Source organism: Lysinibacillus sp. NPDC096382 (assembly GCF_044762845.1).
GTDB lineage: Bacteria > Bacillota > Bacilli > Bacillales_A > Planococcaceae > Lysinibacillus.
Genome location: NZ_JBIWFC010000003.1, coordinates 228390 through 245711 on the forward strand (window position 1 = coordinate 228390; position 17322 = coordinate 245711).

Genomic DNA, 17322 nt, shown 5'->3' on the forward strand with positions numbered 1-17322 from the left:
TAAAGATACATAGTTAAAATTATCGTTCTTACATGTATCGTTTATGTTTTTACTATATTTTAAATAATTGATAATGGAATAGAAACTTTTCAATTTAAGGTGCCGTCAAATAAATGATGTTTTCAATCATTAATTCTCAAGTGCATGCTTTCCTGTCGTACCTTCGAATGATATACTAAATATCGTGTATTTAAATTGTAATTAGATGAGGAGGGGAATACATATGCGCAAAGCACCGGGAAAAAATCGCGCGACGAGTGTTAAAGCAAAACATCACTCTAATTTAACATTTCGTATGAATGTCCTTTTCTTTGCTATATTTCTCGTATTTTCAATGCTAATTTTTAGACTTGGCTATATGCAAATTGTAAAAGGGGAAGATTATGTACGCGATTTAGAGCGTAAAGAGGAGGTAGCTGTCAATACAAGTGTGCCAAGGGGACGAATGTATGATCGATACGGGCGTATTTTAGTGGATAACCAACCAGAAAACGCTATTACGTATACAAAAATGTCGACGACAAAAACAAAGGACATGGTAGACATAGCCGAAAAGCTGGCACAATTGATTGAGCAGCCAACGAAACGTGTTACATTACGTGACAAACAAGATTTTTGGATGATAAAAAATCATGACGCTGCCTATGCAAAAGTAACAGATAAAGAAAAAAAGAAAATTAGGGCACAGGAAAATGTAACGGAAAGTCAAATCAATGCACAAATAGATAAACTTGTTCGTGAACGAATTACAAACGAAGAATTATTACAATTGACAGATAAGGACTTAGAAGTACTAGCAATCTATCGAGAGATGGCATCAGGATACAATTTATCACCGCAAATTATTAAGAGTGAAAATGTATCTGCCGATGAATTTGCGCGTGTCTCTGAGCGTTTGACTCAATTACCGGGCGTTAACACAACAACTGACTGGAAGCGTTTGAAATTATCTTCACTCGCTATTTTAGGACGCACAACAGTACCAGCAAAAGGGATTCCAAAAGAAAAGCTGAATTATTATTTAGCTCGTGATTATTCACGAAATGACCGCGTTGGTGAAAGTTATATTGAAGCGCAATATGAAGATTTACTGCAAGGGCAAAAATCAGTTGTTAAAAATATTACGAATAAAAAAGGGCAGGTAGTCGATACCATTACAACTTATGAAGGCGAGCCTGGTAAAGATTTAGTCTTAACACTAGATAGCGAGTTAACGGCTGCAACTGAAAAAATTGTTGAGGAAGAGTTGCTAAAATTAAAATCACAGGGGGGTTCCCGTTTACTTGATCGTGCCTTTTTAGTAATGATGGACCCAAATACAGGTGATATTTTATCAATGGTTGGTAAGAAAATCGAAAAAAATCCTGAAACAGGGAAAAATGAAGTCGTCGATTTTTCTTATGGAACCTTCACAACAGCTTATGAGTCTGGATCAGCAGTTAAAGCAGCAACATTACTAACTGGGTATAAATTGGGAGTCATTCAGCCAAGTACTATATTTGGGGATGAACCGATTCAATTACTGAATACTAAAAAGAAATCTTCTATTTTTAACCGTAGTGGCTATATTACAATGGATGGTTTAAGAGCATTGGAGCAATCTTCTAACGTTTATATGTTTAAAACAGCTTTGCTTATTAATGGAACACCATATAGCTATGGGATGCCACTTCGATTAAAAGACGATACATTCCCTAAAATGCGTAATTCTTATGCACAATTCGGGTTAGGTGTAAATACAGGGATTGATTTACCAAATGAATTTAATGGGGTACAAGGTCCGACTGGTCCAACCTATGGGGGTAAAGCACTCGACTTAGCGATTGGGCAGTATGATACGTATACACCGTTACAATTGGCGCAATATATCTCGACAATCGCAAATGGTGGCTATCGCATTCAGCCACATGTTGTGAAAGAGGTACATGAGCCATCAAAAGATGGGCAATCGCTAGGCCAATTAGTAACAGAAATAGGACCAACAATTTTAAATCATATTGAGAATTCATCAGATGAAATTAACTATGTAAAACAAGGGCTACGACGTGTTTATACGGGCGCAAATGGTACAGCAAAAAGACAATTTGCAAATGCACCGTATACAGCAGCGGGGAAAACGGGGACAGCAGAGGTAGTTTATTATGGACCATTACGTGATTATTATGGTACAAGTACGATTAACTTAACACATGTTGGCTTTGCACCGTTTGATAATCCTGAAATTGCCTACGCAGTTGTTATTCCATGGGCAACGACCTACACGACTCAGCATTTATCAAATAATAATGAGATAGCTCGTCGTGCTGTCGATAAATATTTTGAGTTAAAAGCAAAATATAACACTGAAAAAGTGACTGATAGTAATGTAAAACAACCAATTTTACCGGCTATTTCAAAAGACAAGATTGGTGAAGATGAGCAAAAATAAGAGAAACCGCTAGTGCATTTACATGCCTAGCGGTTTTTTTACAGTTTTAGAGTATTATTGACTACCCGCGAAAAAAACACGGTATGAAAGACCACCATTTTCATACCGTGTTTTATTTATTTTTATATAAAAGGCTTATTGTACAGATAATTGTTGAATAGCTAATTCAAATTGTTGTTTCGGCTTTAATCCATAAAGCTCTATATTATTACAGAAATAAGTCTCTACCATAAAATCAACAGCTTCCTGTAGAGTATATTCACGATGTTCCATAATAAGTGTTAAATACGTTTTAAAGTAATCGGTATTTTGTACTTTTGTATGTTTAATCACAAAGTCAAACTCCTCTTAGATTATTTCCTGACACAATTGCTTATTATAGCATCTTTCCAAAAGGAAGCAAGTTTATCTGATGATTAAAGGAAAACGGCTATCTGACCTGCATCGGTAAAAACGCCATGGCGTGGGGCATTATCGAAATGGCCTAGGCACAATTCAAAATCTGGACGCATTGTTAACTTGGCAACAGCTACAATTGTAAATGCATATTTACAATCATTTACAAAGCATTACATTCCTTTACGTCTCTTTTACGAACTGTTTATACGACTTCAACATTTAGTCATTATAGTAAAGATTGTAAGACAAATAACTATAAAAATGTTAGTGACGGAGGCAAATGAGATGAAAAAGTGGAAGTACTTAACGATGACAGCGGTAATGGGGTCAGCATTAATGCTTGGGGCGTGTGGTAATGACTCTGCACAAAATGGTAACAATGCAGAAACAAACGCACCAGCGAGCTCAGGACAAGACGCTGCAGACAAAAAACTGCAAGGGGCTGTAGCTGGGGATGGTTCATCAACAGTCGCACCAATTATTGAAGCAGTTGTTGAAGAATATGCAGGGACTCAACCGAATGTCAAAGTATCGGTAGGTGTTTCTGGTACTGGTGGTGGCTTTGAAAAATTCATCGCAGGTGAGACAGACTTTTCAAATGCATCTCGTCATGTAAAGGATGAAGAGAAAGCAAAACTAGAGAAAGCAGGAATTGCTTTTACAGAGCTTCCTTTAGCATATGATGGCATATCAATTGTCGTGAATCCTGAAAATGATTGGGCGAAGGATTTAACTGTTGAGCAATTAAAGAAAATCTGGGTGGAAGATGGTAAAGCTAAAAAATGGTCTGATATAGATCCATCTTGGCCAGATGAAAAGATCGTGTACTATTCACCAGGCACTGATTCAGGAACGTACGATTACTTTGATGAAACGATTTTAGACGGTGCTGATCTAGCAAAATCAGCAACATTATCAGAGGATGATAACATGCTAGTTCAAGGTGTAGCGGGTGACAAAAACGCAATCGGCTTCTTTGGCTACGCTTATTACCTAGAAAATAAAGATAAATTAGGGCTTATAAAAGTAAATGGCGTCGAGCCAACAAATAAAACAATTGAATCTGGTGAATACGCACCGCTTTCACGACCACTATTTGTATATGTGAAAAATAGTGCTATGAAAGAAAGCGAAGCGGCATATGACTTTATCAGATATACACTTGAACACGCAGGAGATATGGCAGAAGCAGTAGGTTATGTCAGTCTACCAGAAGATAAATATAGTGAGGCTTTAAAAACTTTAGAAGGCTTAAAATAAGTAGACATGCATAGAGGGAAAGAGATGTATGCTCTTTCCCTCTCTTATTTGAAAGGAGCACCCAATGGTTTCTCAAAAAGAAAACAAGACATCATCTGTGCAGCAATTAATTGCAAATTCGCGCAATAAAAAAACAAAGAAAATAGTGGAAAAAGCAATGCCAGCCCTATTATTTTCTGCGGCACTTATCTCTATATTGACGACATTTGGCATTGTTTTCACCCTTATTTTTGAAACGTTTGAATTCTTTAAACGTGTTTCGATTACGGATTTCCTATTTGGTACACAGTGGCTACCGTTTTCAGGGAAGGAACCATTATTTGGGGTTTTACCTTTAATAGCTGGAACATTGAAAGTCACACTTATTGCAGTTGTTGTAGCAGTACCATTTGGCATTGCTTCTGCAATCTATTTAAGTGAATATGCAAGCGAAAAAGTAAGACGTACGGTTAAGCCTATTTTAGAGGTGTTAGCAGGTGTACCAACGATTGTTTATGGCTTTTTTGCATTAACATTTGTAACGCCGATGTTACAGCAAATCATTCCAGGGCTGAAACTTTTTAATGCACTTAGTCCGGGGATTGTTGTAGGCATTATGATTCTACCAATGATAACGTCACTTTCTGAGGATGCGATGTCATCTGTCCCGAACAGTATGCGTGAAGGAGCGCTAGCTCTTGGAGCAACAAAGTTTGAAGTAGCTATAAAAGTAGTATTACCAGCTGCATTATCAGGCATTATTGCTTCAGTTGTCCTCGCTATTTCCCGGGCAATTGGTGAAACGATGATCGTATCACTTGCGGGTGGATCTACACCTAAATTCGATTTAGATGTGACAGACTCGATTCAAACGATGACTGCGTATATAGTACAAGTTGCAACAGGTGATGCTGGCTATGGTACGACAATTTATTATTCGATTTATTCAGTAGGATTCACATTATTTATCTTTACTTTAGTGATGAATTTACTTGCTCAATATATTTCGAAACGTTTTAGGGAGGTTTACTAGCATGCGCTATATTGATGACACGGTCGTCATGAAACGAATGACAAAGCGTATTACATTCAATAAAGTTTGGAAGTTCTTCTTCTTCTTAGCAACGACCTTTGCATTAGTGACACTAGCTATTTTGCTTTATCGTATAGTAACACAAGGTGTCGACTATTTATCAATTGATTTTTTAACAAATTTTGCTTCGCGTTTTGCAGACAAAGCGGGCATTAAGGCAGCTTTAATTGGTTCACTTTGGCTGATGGCAGTTGTTGCGCCAGTGTCGATTATTATAGGTGTAGGAACTGCGATCTATTTAGAGGAATATGCAAAGAAAAATAGACTAAACGACTTTATTCGTATGAATATTTCCAACTTAGCAGGTGTACCGTCCATTGTTTTTGGTTTACTTGGGTTAACGATTTTTGTTCGAATGTTGGGACTAGGGAAAAGTGTGTTAGCAGCCGGTTTAACAATGAGTTTATTAATTTTACCAGTGATTATTGTTGCGGCGCAGGAGGCTATTCGTGCAGTACCGAATGAACAGCGCGAAGCTTCTTACGGTATGGGCGCGACAAAATGGCAAACGATATTGCATGTTGTGCTACCAGCAGCTATTCCTGGAATTTTAACAGGAAGTATATTAGCAATGTCTCGTGCGATTGGTGAAACAGCACCGCTTGTTGTTATTGGAATCCCTGTTATTTTACAGTTTTTACCTAATGGTTTGTTAAGCCAATTCACAGCTTTACCAATGCAAATTTACGATTGGGCAAAACGTCCGCAAGAGGCATTTCAATATGTAGCGGCAGCGGGTATTTTAGTTCTTATGACAGTGCTTTTACTGATGAACTCTATTGCCATCTTTATTCGAAATAAATTCCAAAAACGTTATTAATGAGGTGACCTTATGGTACTGGAAATAAAAGAGGAAAATTCAATTGTAAAATCGATTCATACGGCGATAAAGCCATCGACTGATGTTGCTAAAAAAGTAGTATATGATACACGGAATTTAAATTTATGGTACGGTGATCATCATGGTTTAAAAGACATCAATTTAAGCATCTACGAAAATGAAGTAACAGCTATAATTGGCCCTTCAGGCTGTGGTAAATCTACTTATTTAAAAACTCTAAATAGAATGGTAGAGCTTGTACCGAGTGTTCGAACATCAGGTGAAATAGTATATCGTGAGCGCAATATTTTAGATAAAAGCTATACTGTTGAGGAATTACGCACTCGTGTAGGTATGGTATTCCAAAAGCCAAACCCATTCCCGAAGTCAATTTACGATAATATTGCATATGGCCCACGTATCCACGGCATAAAAAACAAAAAAATTCTTGATGAAATCGTTGAAAAATCATTACGCGGTGCGGCAATATGGGATGAAGTAAAAGATCGCTTAAATCAAAATGCATATGGTTTATCAGGTGGTCAGCAACAACGAATTTGTATGGCGCGTTGTTTAGCGATTGAACCAGATGTTATTTTAATGGATGAGCCAACATCTGCACTTGATCCGATTTCTACATTAAAAGTTGAGGAACTTGTACAAGAGCTGAAAAAAGATTATTCAATTATTATCGTGACACATAATATGCAACAAGCGGCACGAATTTCTGATCGAACAGCATTTTTCCTAAATGGAGAGGTCGTTGAGTACGATAAAACAGACGTTATCTTCCAAACACCAGCAGATCAACGTACTGAAGATTATATTTCAGGTCGTTTCGGTTAAGGAGGAGATTAGATGGTAGTGCGTGAACGTTTCGAACAGGAATTAAAAGAAGTCCAAGAACAATTTATCGAGATAGCCAATAGTAGCATCAACGCTCTTAAAATAGCATTTGAAGCATTATTAAAGCAAGATTTAGAGACATCTTTGAAGATTCTTGAGGACGATTTAATCATCAATCGTCTTGAAGAAGAAATCAATGACCGTGTTATTTTAATGATTGCTAAGCAGCAGCCTGTAGCTACTGATTTACGTCGTCTCATGGTGCTAATCAAAGCAGCATCTGATATGGAGAGAGTAGGGGACTATGCAGTGAATATTGCAAAAGAGACGATTCGTATTGGCAAAGAGCCGCTTATCTTTCCTACAACAAATTTGCAAACGATGTGTAATAAGACTGTAGAAATGCTAGAAAGTATTATTAAAGCTTTTACAGAAGAAGATACTGTTCATGCCAAGGAAATTGCTGAACTAGATGATTACGTCGATGATTTATATGGAGCAACAATCACGCTATTGCTACGCGCCGGAGCTGAAAATCCAGCACATATTTCTCAAATCACACATTTAACCTTTGTTTGCCGATATTTAGAGCGCTCAGCTGATCATGCAACAAATATTGCAGAACACTTATTTTATTTAGTCAAAGGTAAACATTATGAATTAAATAATTAGTAACAGAAGAGCCAATTATAGGCTCTTTTTAGTTTGTCGACATAAGAATAAAGTGTATCAATAAACAAAGGTTGATTTTCACTCCGAGTTGGCGCTTTCCGCTGGCTTGGCCTCAATCTCCTCGTCACTTCGTTCCTGTGGGGCTTTCAGCTCAAGCTCATGCCACTCTCCGTGAAAAATCAACAGTTCCAATCGACAGTATGAGTAAATATAAAACTTTATTCATTAGGAGTAACGTTTGTTTTGCAGTCTGATAAGAGCCAATTATAGGCTCGTTTTTTCATAGTGTTGAAAAACAAACGCTTAAGGATTTGTAAATATGGCATAGGGTGATTCCGTGCTACTAATTCTCCTGTGAGTCAGTGTCGAACCCTTTGTTAACACTCCACTTTTGCACATGTCTTTTGATGCTTCATTTTCGCACATAAAAAGACCCTGGAACGAGCGTAGCGAGTGAAGCGCCCCAGGAAAGCGCTTAGTCGGAACGTAAATCAACCCCTCGCCTTGCTGAAAAGCCGTATTGTAATAATACTAAGTAACAGCAACATTTTATTAAAAATAGCGTCAAAATATTGCAAGCGTTATTGTATTGTCAAAAAATTATTTTGGTTATACTATAGACATTATCCGAAAAATTGTGCTGAGGAGGTGCTGCTTGTGAAAGACGCTGTAGAATCACTCTTAGAGAAATTTGATCTGGAATTCACGTCAGAACAATGTGACTTTTTTCGTTTTCTATATGAAAACTTACATCTTGAGGAATTAAGTAACATCGAACAACATTTTTTTATAGATTTTTTTTACAAGAGTGAAACATTGCGAAATATGGCAGCATTTGCACTTGGATTGGCAGATATCATGCATGAAATTTATGAAAATATACCAGCTGTTGAGCAAGCCGAACGATTGGCCAATGGAAAAGAGCAGCGCTTGTATTATGAGCGAAAGTGGCAGATAGCTAGGCGTCGAAAGCTTCATCGTCAAACAATAAAAAAAGGAAATATTCTATATGTTCCGTTTGATGAATATAAAAAAGAAACAGGTCCAATTATTATCTGCCTTGAGCAAACAACTGGTATGGCGGCATATTCTGAGCTTTGTAAAAGCATAATTTTACCGTTATTTATGAGCGCGCATCGTGAACGTCGAGATTTATATATCGTTCCATATGACTGTCAAGTTCATGTACATTTTCGATTTGAAGACGGGCATTTAAATTTATCCGATTTTAAGGATTTTATTGATTATAGGGCAAAGGGAGAAGCGGAGGTACTGCCTGTGCTCCATTTTGTAAAGGGCTTGCTCCAAGAAAATCAACATTGTACAGAAGCAGATATTATTATTTTTACAGAAGGTACTCCTATTGATGGGCAGCATCTTGTTGGGAAGCAAGCAAAGGCTGTACTTGAGGAAATGAAGCGTAAGTACCATGCTGAATTTTCGGTCATCGTTATGCATGAACATAATTTTAATGAGCAGCAATTTTGGTTTGCTAATAAGGCTTTTTTTGCGGATGATGCAATTCAATAAAAACGGAGCTGATCGTCATTGTTGATCGGCTCCTTTTCTGTGAATATACATAGTAGTTAGAGGAGAATGAAATTTGAATTCATTGAAATGGTTATTACCTAATATTTCAACCCCAACGTGGATGGAAATTATTATTGCCGTTGCACTTTGTGTAATTGGTTGGCTTTTTCAACAGTTTGTTATAAAGAAAATTATTAATCGTACTGTTACATTTTTGAGAAATCGTCAGCGTTACTTTCAGGGAACAGTACTCGCACAATTTAATAAAGCAATTCGCTATGCTTTTATGTCTGTCGTTATTGTACTCAGCTTATCAATTTTATTAGACATCTTTTTATTTACACATGTAGCAACTAAAAACTTTGTATGGTCTATTATGGTCTTTTTTGCGTTCAAAGGCGTATACGATGTTTTAAATTATTATACAAAGCAGCCACTACCGTTGAATAACGATGAGGAACCAAATGTTCTGTTACCTTTTTTTCTTCGTATAGGAAAAGTGCTCATTATGATATTGGCAATGTTTACGATTGCTTCTTTCTGGGATTTTAATTTGAATGGCTTTTTTACCGGGATTGGCTTAACTGGTGTCGCGATTGCTTTTGGTATTCGAGATACACTAGCACATGTTTTTGGTGGGATGTCAGTCGCATTAGATAACCCATTTCAAATTGGCGATTGGATAGCAACGGAGGACCAAAAAATTGAAGGAACTATCGAAGATATTAATCTTCGGAGTACTTTAATTCAAACGGGGGATAAAGGTCTAGTTTATGTACCTAACTCTTATTTGGTAAATCGACCAATCTATAATTTATCGAGACGAGAAAAACGAAAATGTGAGCAATTTTTATTTGTAGCTGCTGAAAATGAAGAGGAAAAACTACGAAGTGCTTTAAGTACCATTCAAAAGGAAATTTATTTGCATGCTCAAACAGAAAAAGAAATGATTCATGTATTTATAGATGAGTTTTATCCAACCTCGTATCGCGTCCTTGTACGTTTCTATGTAACAACAAATGATACGGCGGAGATGCTAAACGTGCGACAAGATATTTTATTTGCTATACGTCAAATCTTTCAAGAACTAAATATTATACTAGCAAATCCAGCTGAAGATGAATGGCTTCGTAATAAAAAATAAATTGAATTGTTAGTTTTTTTATTTTACAATGAATACATGTTATCAGCTTTGATGAAGAGTAGTAACTATTATTATTTGTTATAGAGAGCTAGTGCATGGTGGAAACTAGTACAAATAAATAGTGAATGGACTTCGGAGCTCTAATCCTGAATAAAGTATGGATTAGCGTCTGCCTACGTTACAGGGTATAGAGTGGGTCTTTTAACTCTTTCAGCGAGTATTGAAACGTCAGCTGAATATAATTATGCTGGGGCATAATTGATGAAGACCAATGAAGGTGGCACCACGGCTTTTCCGTCCTTTTGTGATGGGAAGGCCTTTTTATATGTTTTGGCGGAATGACTAGTGTTTTACACAGTTTCAAATTCCGGACGCAATGTTTATAGAAGCGAAAGCTAACGAAGCGGTAGCGTCCATTACGCCGAAGCATAATTGATCATTTTTGGTGTAGAAGAGCAGAGCAAAGAAGAGGAGAGAAAGAGTATGACAGTTGAGCTTAGAAAGTTTGCCATGAAGGTATTACAGGGTGATATGATGACGCCAATTTCCGTTTATCAATCACTTGAAGGGGAGCATAAGATGCTTTTCGAATCGTCTGCCAAGCATGAAGAAAGTGGGCGTTACTCATTTATTGCCGTCAACCCAATTGCAGAACTGATTGGAGATAAGAATGGTTATTCTTTTTCCAAAGGTGGAGAAACAGAAAAATCGAGTGCCAATGTATTAGTAAAATTACAGCGAGTTATGCCATTTCATAAGGCGCAGTACCCGTTTGCCTTCTTCGGGGGAGCAATCGGTTTCTTTGGTTACGAAACAGCATTTTATACAGAGAAAATAGGCGAATACTTACAGGATGATTTAGAAATGCCGGATGTCCATATCTTTTTCTATGATACATTCATTGTTTTTGATCATTTAAAGCAAGAGATTACACTAGCAGCAATCGATTTATTTGATGAAGGGCGTTCTCTTGAAGCGATGGAATTGGCTATTTCTATGATGAAGGAGCAGCTTTATGCTGGAACAACATTTGACGACACGACGTTTGGAAAGCTAGATTTCAGACCAATGATCGCCAAGGAAAATTTTGTAGCACTGGTTGAACGTGCAAAACAGCATATTCGTAAGGGTGATATTTTTCAGATTGTTTTATCACAACGCTTCACTTCACCATATACAGGTAATCCTTTTGCTTTATATCGTCAATTACGTACTTCTAACCCTTCACCATATATGTTCTATATGGATTTCGGTACGTATACCATTTTAGGAACATCTCCCGAAAGTCTCGTTAAGGTGAATGATCGAAAGGTAACGACCAATCCTATTGCTGGTACGAAGCCAAGGGGTAAAACAGTGGTGCAGGATAACGCGATTGCGGAAGGTCTCTTAAATGATGAAAAAGAAATCGCTGAACATCGTATGCTGGTAGATTTAGGGCGAAATGATCTTGGACGTATTACCAAAGTGGGTTCAGTGAAGTTGATGAAATATATGAATGTTGAGCGATATAAACATGTTATGCATATTGTATCAGAGGTTATCGGAGAATTACATGATGATGTACATGTTTTGGATGTTCTTCGAGCTTGCTTACCTGCTGGTACAGTATCAGGTGCGCCGAAAATCCGCGCTATGCAACTTATCAATGAGCTCGAGCCTGTGAAGCGTGGTGTCTATGCAGGTGCAGTAGGCTATATTTCTGCTACAGGTGATATGGATTTAGCTCTAGCTATTCGAACAATGATCATAAAGGATCATCGTGCCCATGTGCAGGCAGGTGCTGGTATTGTTTACGATTCAGTGCCGTTGTCTGAATACGAGGAAACGTTAAATAAAGCTCGAGCGTTATTGGAGGTGAAAAAATGATTTTACTGATCGATAACTATGATTCATTCACATATAATTTATTTCAGCAAATACGAATGCTTGGGAAAAATGTAAAAGTAGTACGGAATGATGAAATAACAATTGAAGACATTCAGAAAATACAACCTGAAGCCATTATTTTATCGCCCGGTCCAGGTACGCCAATTGATGCAGGAATAACAGTGGATGTTATCAAAGAGCTTTATACGAAGTTTCCGATTTTGGGCATTTGTCTTGGACACCAATCGATAGGGCAAGCATTTGGAGGAAACATTGTTCAAGCTAAAACTATAATGCATGGAAAATTATCGACTATTCAATATGAAAAAACAGGTTTATTTGCTCAGTTAGACGGTAAAATCGAAGTAATGCGATATCATTCTCTCGTCATTGAGCAAAGCACGTTACATGAGGATTTTAATATTTTAGCAAAGTCCAGTGATGATAGTGAAATTATGGCAATTCAACATAAGGAGTACCCACTCTTTGGGCTGCAATTTCATCCAGAATCCATTGGGACAAAAGAGGGCAGTATCATGATGCGAGCTTTCATCGAACATATTTCATAAACGAAACAAAAGAGGCTGTCATCGAAAATCAGTAGTTGTGATTTTTGATGACAGCCATCTTTACTAATGGAATCGTACTATTATTGCTTTTTCCCTGTAATTAATTTTGCAATTTCCTCTAAAGACATCGAAGAATTGACTTCGTAAGAGCCAATTTGTAAGCTTCGCGCGTATTTAGGGTTAGCAAGTAGCAGTTCCATTTCAACACTATTGTCGATAATGCCACCATCTTCAAGCTTTTGCGCCACGATATATGGTGTAATACCACTGTAAATTTGGAGTGACATAGTTGTATCTTTTGCCGGTGCATCTGCCGATTTATGATTTTCTTTAGTCGTTGTTTTAGGAGTATCTGTCTTCTGATTAGTTTCCTTTGAAGCTTGCTTAGCTTGTTCCTTTAATAATGCAATTTCTTTATTTGCCTGGTCGAGCTTTTTTTGTAACTCCTCAACATTTTCTGTATTTGGGGAAGCTTTAGTTGGAAGACCGATATTGAGATCGAAACGCGCCGCTAAAGCTAGCAAAGCTCCGACAAGAAAAAGCGCAATACCAAATGCACGGATAGCGGACATTTTCATGAATTACCGACCTCCGTTTGCAATTACTTGGCGGACTTGCTCTTCAGTTAAATTTGAACGAATACTGATATCTGCTACAGAAAGACCCTGCTTATTTAGTTCAAGCACCTGACTTACAATGATTTGATGTATAGGTTTCGTTTTTGGAGCAGCTTGTCCTGTTTTCGATGCTTGAGCAGCCTGTTGAACAGCTTGCATAACTTGTTGAACCTTTGGGTTTGGTATCGCGTTATTTTGCACTGACGGTGACTTAACCTGGAACTCTGGCTCTAATAACAGTTCTTCCTCAACAACTTTCAGACGACGTTTTAAATTATTTGTTTCTTGAAAAATAGAGATGGATAGCTCCTCTACATCTTGTTCGATCTTTTTCGCGCTATTTTTGAAAAAGAACGAAGTAATAATTAGGAGAATCCCTGCAATCATAAGTATGATGGATAAATCCAATAGTTTCACCTCATTAAGTATGTAATTATAAGGTATTTTACCATATGCAAACTTAATATGAAATGAAGCTAGATTTTTTTTTATTTTATGTTATAATAGGTTAGTCGTATAAATCATGCTCAAAATTTAAATTCTTGATATAGAGTGGGAGGGTTAATAATGCGCGTAAACATTACTTTAGCTTGCACAGATTGCGGCGAACGTAACTACATTTCTAAAAAGAACAAGCGTAACAATCCAGAGCGTCTTGAACTTAAAAAATATTGCTCTCGCGAGAAGAAATACACTCTTCACCGTGAAACTAAGTAATCGCTCATTAAGCCAAAACCACTTGTGGTTTTGGCTTTCTACATTTTAGGAGGTAGCTTAGCATGGATAAAACAACTTTGCGGAACGAGGTAAAGGAAGCACTTGCAAAAATTAGCGAAGTAGCTTACCACGATCAATCAAATGCTGTAGTTAAAAAAGTGCTACAGGAACCATATATAATAGAAGCAACTACAATTGGCATTACTATTTCCAATAAGCCAGAAGTCGACACAATTCAATTAATTGAAGAACTATGGCAACTTGGTAAAAAAGTCGCTGTGCCTAAATGCAACTCAAAAACAAGAGAAATGTTATTTTACGCCATTGACTCGTTTGCCCAGCTAGAAACTGTGTATATGCATTTGCGTGAGCCAATTCCAGAGAAGTGTGAGTTTGTTGACGCAAATGAAATGGACGTCATACTTGTTCCAGGAGTTGTTTTTGATAAGTTCGGCTATCGTATAGGCTATGGCGGTGGTTATTATGATCGCTATGTATTAAACTATACAAAGGGTAAGCTCATGTCTTTGTTATTTAATGAGCAGCTATATGAACGTGTACCTACAGAAGCACACGATTGCCCAGTAGATATCATTGTGACACCGACAAAACGTCTTGACTGTGTAACACAACGAGGAGCGAACGAAAATGGATAAAATGTTAGATATTTATGAATTATTAAAAACATATGGTACTTATATTTACACACGAGATCCCATTGGTGATTTGATGTTAATGGAGGATGAAATTCGTGAGTTGTATAAAGCGAATGTACTAGATATTAAAGATTACCAAATGGCATTATTACTAATTCGACAAGAAACAACAAAGCTTCGCATGAAAGAAAAAAATAAGTAATGTTTTAAATATAATTCATTTGTGGTATTGTAAAGATAATGTAACATGTATGTAATATTCTTAAAAAACAGTGGTTTTCCACTGTTTTTATGATTTACGAAACTTTTTACAAACGAAAACGTATATATTACTATCCGGCCCATTTACGAACAAGGGGCACAGTTTTTCCCAAAATATATCTATTGATTATCTGTAAAAAATGGATTAAGATATATTTTGTTTCAGTAACAAATTGTTAAAAATATTATTTTTTTGTAAGAAAGTAGGGAGGATGTTAGGGATGAAATCAATAAAGTGGCCTAAACATTCATTTATGATACTAGCAATTGTAGCAACTTGGATAAAAACGGTCATTGTTTATCACACAAGCTTTGAGATGAAAATCGAAAATGCGATGCAACAATTTATTTTGTCTATTAATCCATTAAGCTTCGTGCTATTTGCTTATGGTATATCGTTATTCTTTAAATCGCCAAAAGTTAAAAGTCGTTATATAATAACTATCAGTGTTATTTTGTCGATCGTCTTATACGGGAATGTTGCGTTCTATCGCTTCTACAACGACTTTATTACGTTACCGGTATTATTCCAAACAAATAATTTTGGTGATTTAGGAACTTCAGTAGCAGCGATTGTTAGCCCTTGGGATTTATTATATTTCGTTGACGTACTTATTCTTATTTTAGCTAATAAATATTTGCCTATGATGAAAGATGCAGTAAAGGTAAACGTAGAATTCCGTCGCGCGTACTTCGTATTAGCGATTGCTGTGTCGTTCTTAAACTTAGGATTAGCTGAAACAGAGCGTCCACAATTGTTAACACGTAGCTTTGATCGTGAATTACTTGTAAAAAACATCGGTACTTATAACTACCATTTATATGACATTTATATTCAATCAAAATCTTCTGCTCAACGTGCATTAGCGGATGGCAGTGAATTAGTAGAAGTGAACAACTATATTCGTTCTAATCAAGCAGCAGTCAACCCTGAAATGTTTGGTAAATACAAGGGTCGTAATTTGATTGTTGTATCAATGGAGTCTTTACAGAACTTTGTGATTAATAACCAAATGGATGGTCATGAAATTACACCATTCTTAAACTCTTTAACAAAAGATAAAGATACGTATTATTTCAGTAATTTCTATCACCAAACTGGATTAGGGAAAACTTCTGACTCAGAGTTTATTGTAGAAAACTCATTGTTCGGCTTAGGTCGTGGTGCGGTATTCTTCACACATGGTGGAAATACGTATAACTCAATGGCTGAGCGTCTTGGTGATAATGGCTACTTTACAAATGTCATGCATCCGAATAATAAATCATTCTGGAACCGTGACATAATGTATCAATCATTACACATTAATAAATTCTATGACATAGATTCATATAAGATTGGTGAAGGGCAAGCTGTTAACTGGGGTATGAAAGATATCCCATTCGTAGAGCAATCTGCAGCATTAATGAAAGATATGCCACAGCCGTTTTATTCTCGACTAATTACTTTAACGAACCATTATCCATTCACATTGGATCCAGAAGACGTAATGATTCCTGAATACACTTCAAACTCAGGTACATTAAATCGTTATTTCCAAACAGTTCGTTATATGGATGAAGCACTTAAAGACTTCTTCCAAAGTTTAAAAGATCAAGGTGTATATGATAACTCTATTATTGTAATGTATGGTGACCATTACGGTATTTCAGAAAACCACAACAAAGCGATGGCTCAATATTTAGGAAAAGATAGCATTACACCATTTGATAATGCAATGCTACAAGAAGTACCTTTATTTATCCATATTCCTGAATCAGGTGATGGTAAAGAAATGACAGAGATTGCTGGACAAATGGATTTACGTCCAACAATTCTACACCTTCTTGGCGTTGAAACTTCAAAAGATATGCAACTTGGTGCAGACCTATTCTCACCAGAACATGAAGACTTCATTGTTTTCCGCGATGGTCGTTTTGTAACAGATAAATATTTATATGCTGGTGAAGCTTGTTATGACAAAGCAACTGGTGAAGAAATTGATGGTGAGCCATGTCAGCCATACGCTGATCGAGCTACGAAAGAACTTGAAAATTCGGATGCCATCATTAACGGTGATTTACTCCGCTTCTATGACCAAAAGACAGGTAATTTGAAGCAAGGTGCAGCCAAGTAACAACAATTGAGATCTCATTTAATGAGATCTCTTTTTTTGCTTTATATCAAATGCTGAGGTGAGGCATAATGGTCAATTTTTATTAGCAGAAGTGATGAGGTATTTACATCCATATTATAGGTGTTGCAACAAGTGGTAACCCATTACCATAGCGTGAGGTTGATTTCCGTTCCGACTGGGTGTTTTCCTGCGTCCGTTGAGACGTCTTCCTTTAGGGTCTCTGGTTATGCAAAAGCGCAGTAGCGGTAGCGACACGCTAGTGGTTACGAAGACGTTATCACAGGACTTGATGCACAATCTTTGTTGATGAGCGCAAATGGTAAAACCCTTTTTGTACATAAATAG

General features: G+C 36.9%; 17 protein-coding genes and 1 other annotated feature. Of the genes, 14 read left to right on the forward strand and 3 right to left on the reverse strand.

The window, feature by feature from the left end:
• Window positions 1-223 precede the first annotated feature (223 nt).
• Window positions 224-2428: a peptidoglycan D,D-transpeptidase FtsI family protein gene (locus tag ACIQZA_RS07385; protein WP_400936319.1), complete on the forward strand. Its 2205-nt coding sequence runs from the start codon at window positions 224-226 to the stop codon at window positions 2426-2428.
• Between the two features lie 135 nt (window positions 2429-2563).
• Here the strand turns inward: ACIQZA_RS07385 and ACIQZA_RS07390 are convergent, their stop codons facing one another.
• Entirely contained in the window at window positions 2564-2761 is a 198-nt protein-coding gene (locus ACIQZA_RS07390) for a hypothetical protein (protein ID WP_248716499.1), read from the reverse strand.
• Between the two features lie 351 nt (window positions 2762-3112).
• Here ACIQZA_RS07390 and ACIQZA_RS07395 point away from each other — a divergent pair, with 351 nt between their 5' ends.
• The 9 genes from ACIQZA_RS07395 to ACIQZA_RS07435 all read left to right on the forward strand — a co-directional run bounded on the left by ACIQZA_RS07395 (window position 3113) and on the right by ACIQZA_RS07435 (window position 12609).
• Window positions 3113-4087 (forward strand): PstS family phosphate ABC transporter substrate-binding protein, encoded by a 975-nt coding sequence (locus ACIQZA_RS07395; RefSeq protein WP_400936502.1) that lies wholly within the window; start codon window positions 3113-3115, stop codon window positions 4085-4087.
• Window positions 4088-4151: 64 nt separating this feature from the next.
• Window positions 4152-5099: a phosphate ABC transporter permease subunit PstC gene (pstC, locus tag ACIQZA_RS07400; protein ID WP_400936317.1), complete on the forward strand. Its 948-nt coding sequence runs from the start codon at window positions 4152-4154 to the stop codon at window positions 5097-5099.
• A gap of 1 nt (window position 5100) precedes the next feature.
• A complete protein-coding gene (gene pstA / locus ACIQZA_RS07405; RefSeq protein WP_142507268.1) occupies window positions 5101-5979 on the forward strand; it encodes a phosphate ABC transporter permease PstA in 879 nt (292 codons plus the stop codon).
• A gap of 12 nt (window positions 5980-5991) precedes the next feature.
• A complete protein-coding gene (pstB, locus tag ACIQZA_RS07410; RefSeq protein ID WP_142507267.1) occupies window positions 5992-6825 on the forward strand; it encodes a phosphate ABC transporter ATP-binding protein PstB in 834 nt (277 codons plus the stop codon).
• Between the two features lie 12 nt (window positions 6826-6837).
• A complete protein-coding gene (gene phoU, locus ACIQZA_RS07415) occupies window positions 6838-7497 on the forward strand; it encodes a phosphate signaling complex protein PhoU (RefSeq protein WP_142507266.1) in 660 nt (219 codons plus the stop codon).
• A 657-nt stretch (window positions 7498-8154) separates the two neighbouring features.
• On the forward strand, window positions 8155-9027 hold the full coding sequence (locus ACIQZA_RS07420) for a vWA domain-containing protein (RefSeq protein ID WP_402880864.1): 873 nt from the start codon (window positions 8155-8157) through the stop codon (window positions 9025-9027).
• Between the two features lie 73 nt (window positions 9028-9100).
• Window positions 9101-10171: a mechanosensitive ion channel family protein gene (locus ACIQZA_RS07425; RefSeq protein WP_402880863.1), complete on the forward strand. Its 1071-nt coding sequence runs from the start codon at window positions 9101-9103 to the stop codon at window positions 10169-10171.
• 39 nt (window positions 10172-10210) lie between these two features.
• Window positions 10211-10476: a binding site (T-box leader), on the forward strand.
• 178 nt (window positions 10477-10654) lie between these two features.
• Window positions 10655-12040, forward strand: a complete 1386-nt coding sequence (trpE, locus tag ACIQZA_RS07430) for an anthranilate synthase component I (protein WP_402880861.1) — start codon at window positions 10655-10657, stop codon at window positions 12038-12040.
• Window positions 12037-12609: an aminodeoxychorismate/anthranilate synthase component II gene (locus tag ACIQZA_RS07435; RefSeq protein ID WP_402880859.1), complete on the forward strand. Its 573-nt coding sequence runs from the start codon at window positions 12037-12039 to the stop codon at window positions 12607-12609. Before trpE ends, ACIQZA_RS07435 begins: the two co-directional genes overlap by 4 nt.
• Window positions 12610-12689: 80 nt before the next feature.
• On the opposite strand, the gene ACIQZA_RS07440 is transcribed toward ACIQZA_RS07435, so the two are convergent.
• On the reverse strand, window positions 12690-13187 hold the full coding sequence (locus ACIQZA_RS07440) for a hypothetical protein (RefSeq protein ID WP_402880858.1): 498 nt from the start codon (window positions 13185-13187) through the stop codon (window positions 12690-12692).
• Window positions 13188-13190: 3 nt separating this feature from the next.
• Complete coding sequence (locus ACIQZA_RS07445) at window positions 13191-13643, reverse strand: hypothetical protein (protein ID WP_402880856.1); 453 nt, start codon at window positions 13641-13643, stop codon at window positions 13191-13193.
• A gap of 150 nt (window positions 13644-13793) precedes the next feature.
• Between ACIQZA_RS07445 and rpmG the strand changes: the two genes are divergently transcribed.
• From rpmG to ACIQZA_RS07465, 4 genes are all read left to right on the forward strand, one after another.
• Window positions 13794-13943, forward strand: a complete 150-nt coding sequence (gene rpmG, locus ACIQZA_RS07450) for a 50S ribosomal protein L33 (protein ID WP_008408521.1) — start codon at window positions 13794-13796, stop codon at window positions 13941-13943.
• 62 nt (window positions 13944-14005) lie between these two features.
• Window positions 14006-14599, forward strand: coding sequence for a 5-formyltetrahydrofolate cyclo-ligase (locus ACIQZA_RS07455; protein WP_402880854.1), 594 nt, complete (start codon window positions 14006-14008; stop codon window positions 14597-14599).
• Window positions 14592-14801, forward strand: coding sequence for a YqgQ family protein (locus ACIQZA_RS07460; protein WP_142507258.1), 210 nt, complete (start codon window positions 14592-14594; stop codon window positions 14799-14801). Before ACIQZA_RS07455 ends, ACIQZA_RS07460 begins: the two co-directional genes overlap by 8 nt.
• Before the next feature lie 280 nt (window positions 14802-15081).
• Window positions 15082-16977 (forward strand): LTA synthase family protein, encoded by a 1896-nt coding sequence (locus ACIQZA_RS07465; protein ID WP_402880853.1) that lies wholly within the window; start codon window positions 15082-15084, stop codon window positions 16975-16977.
• Window positions 16978-17322: the final 345 nt, after the last annotated feature.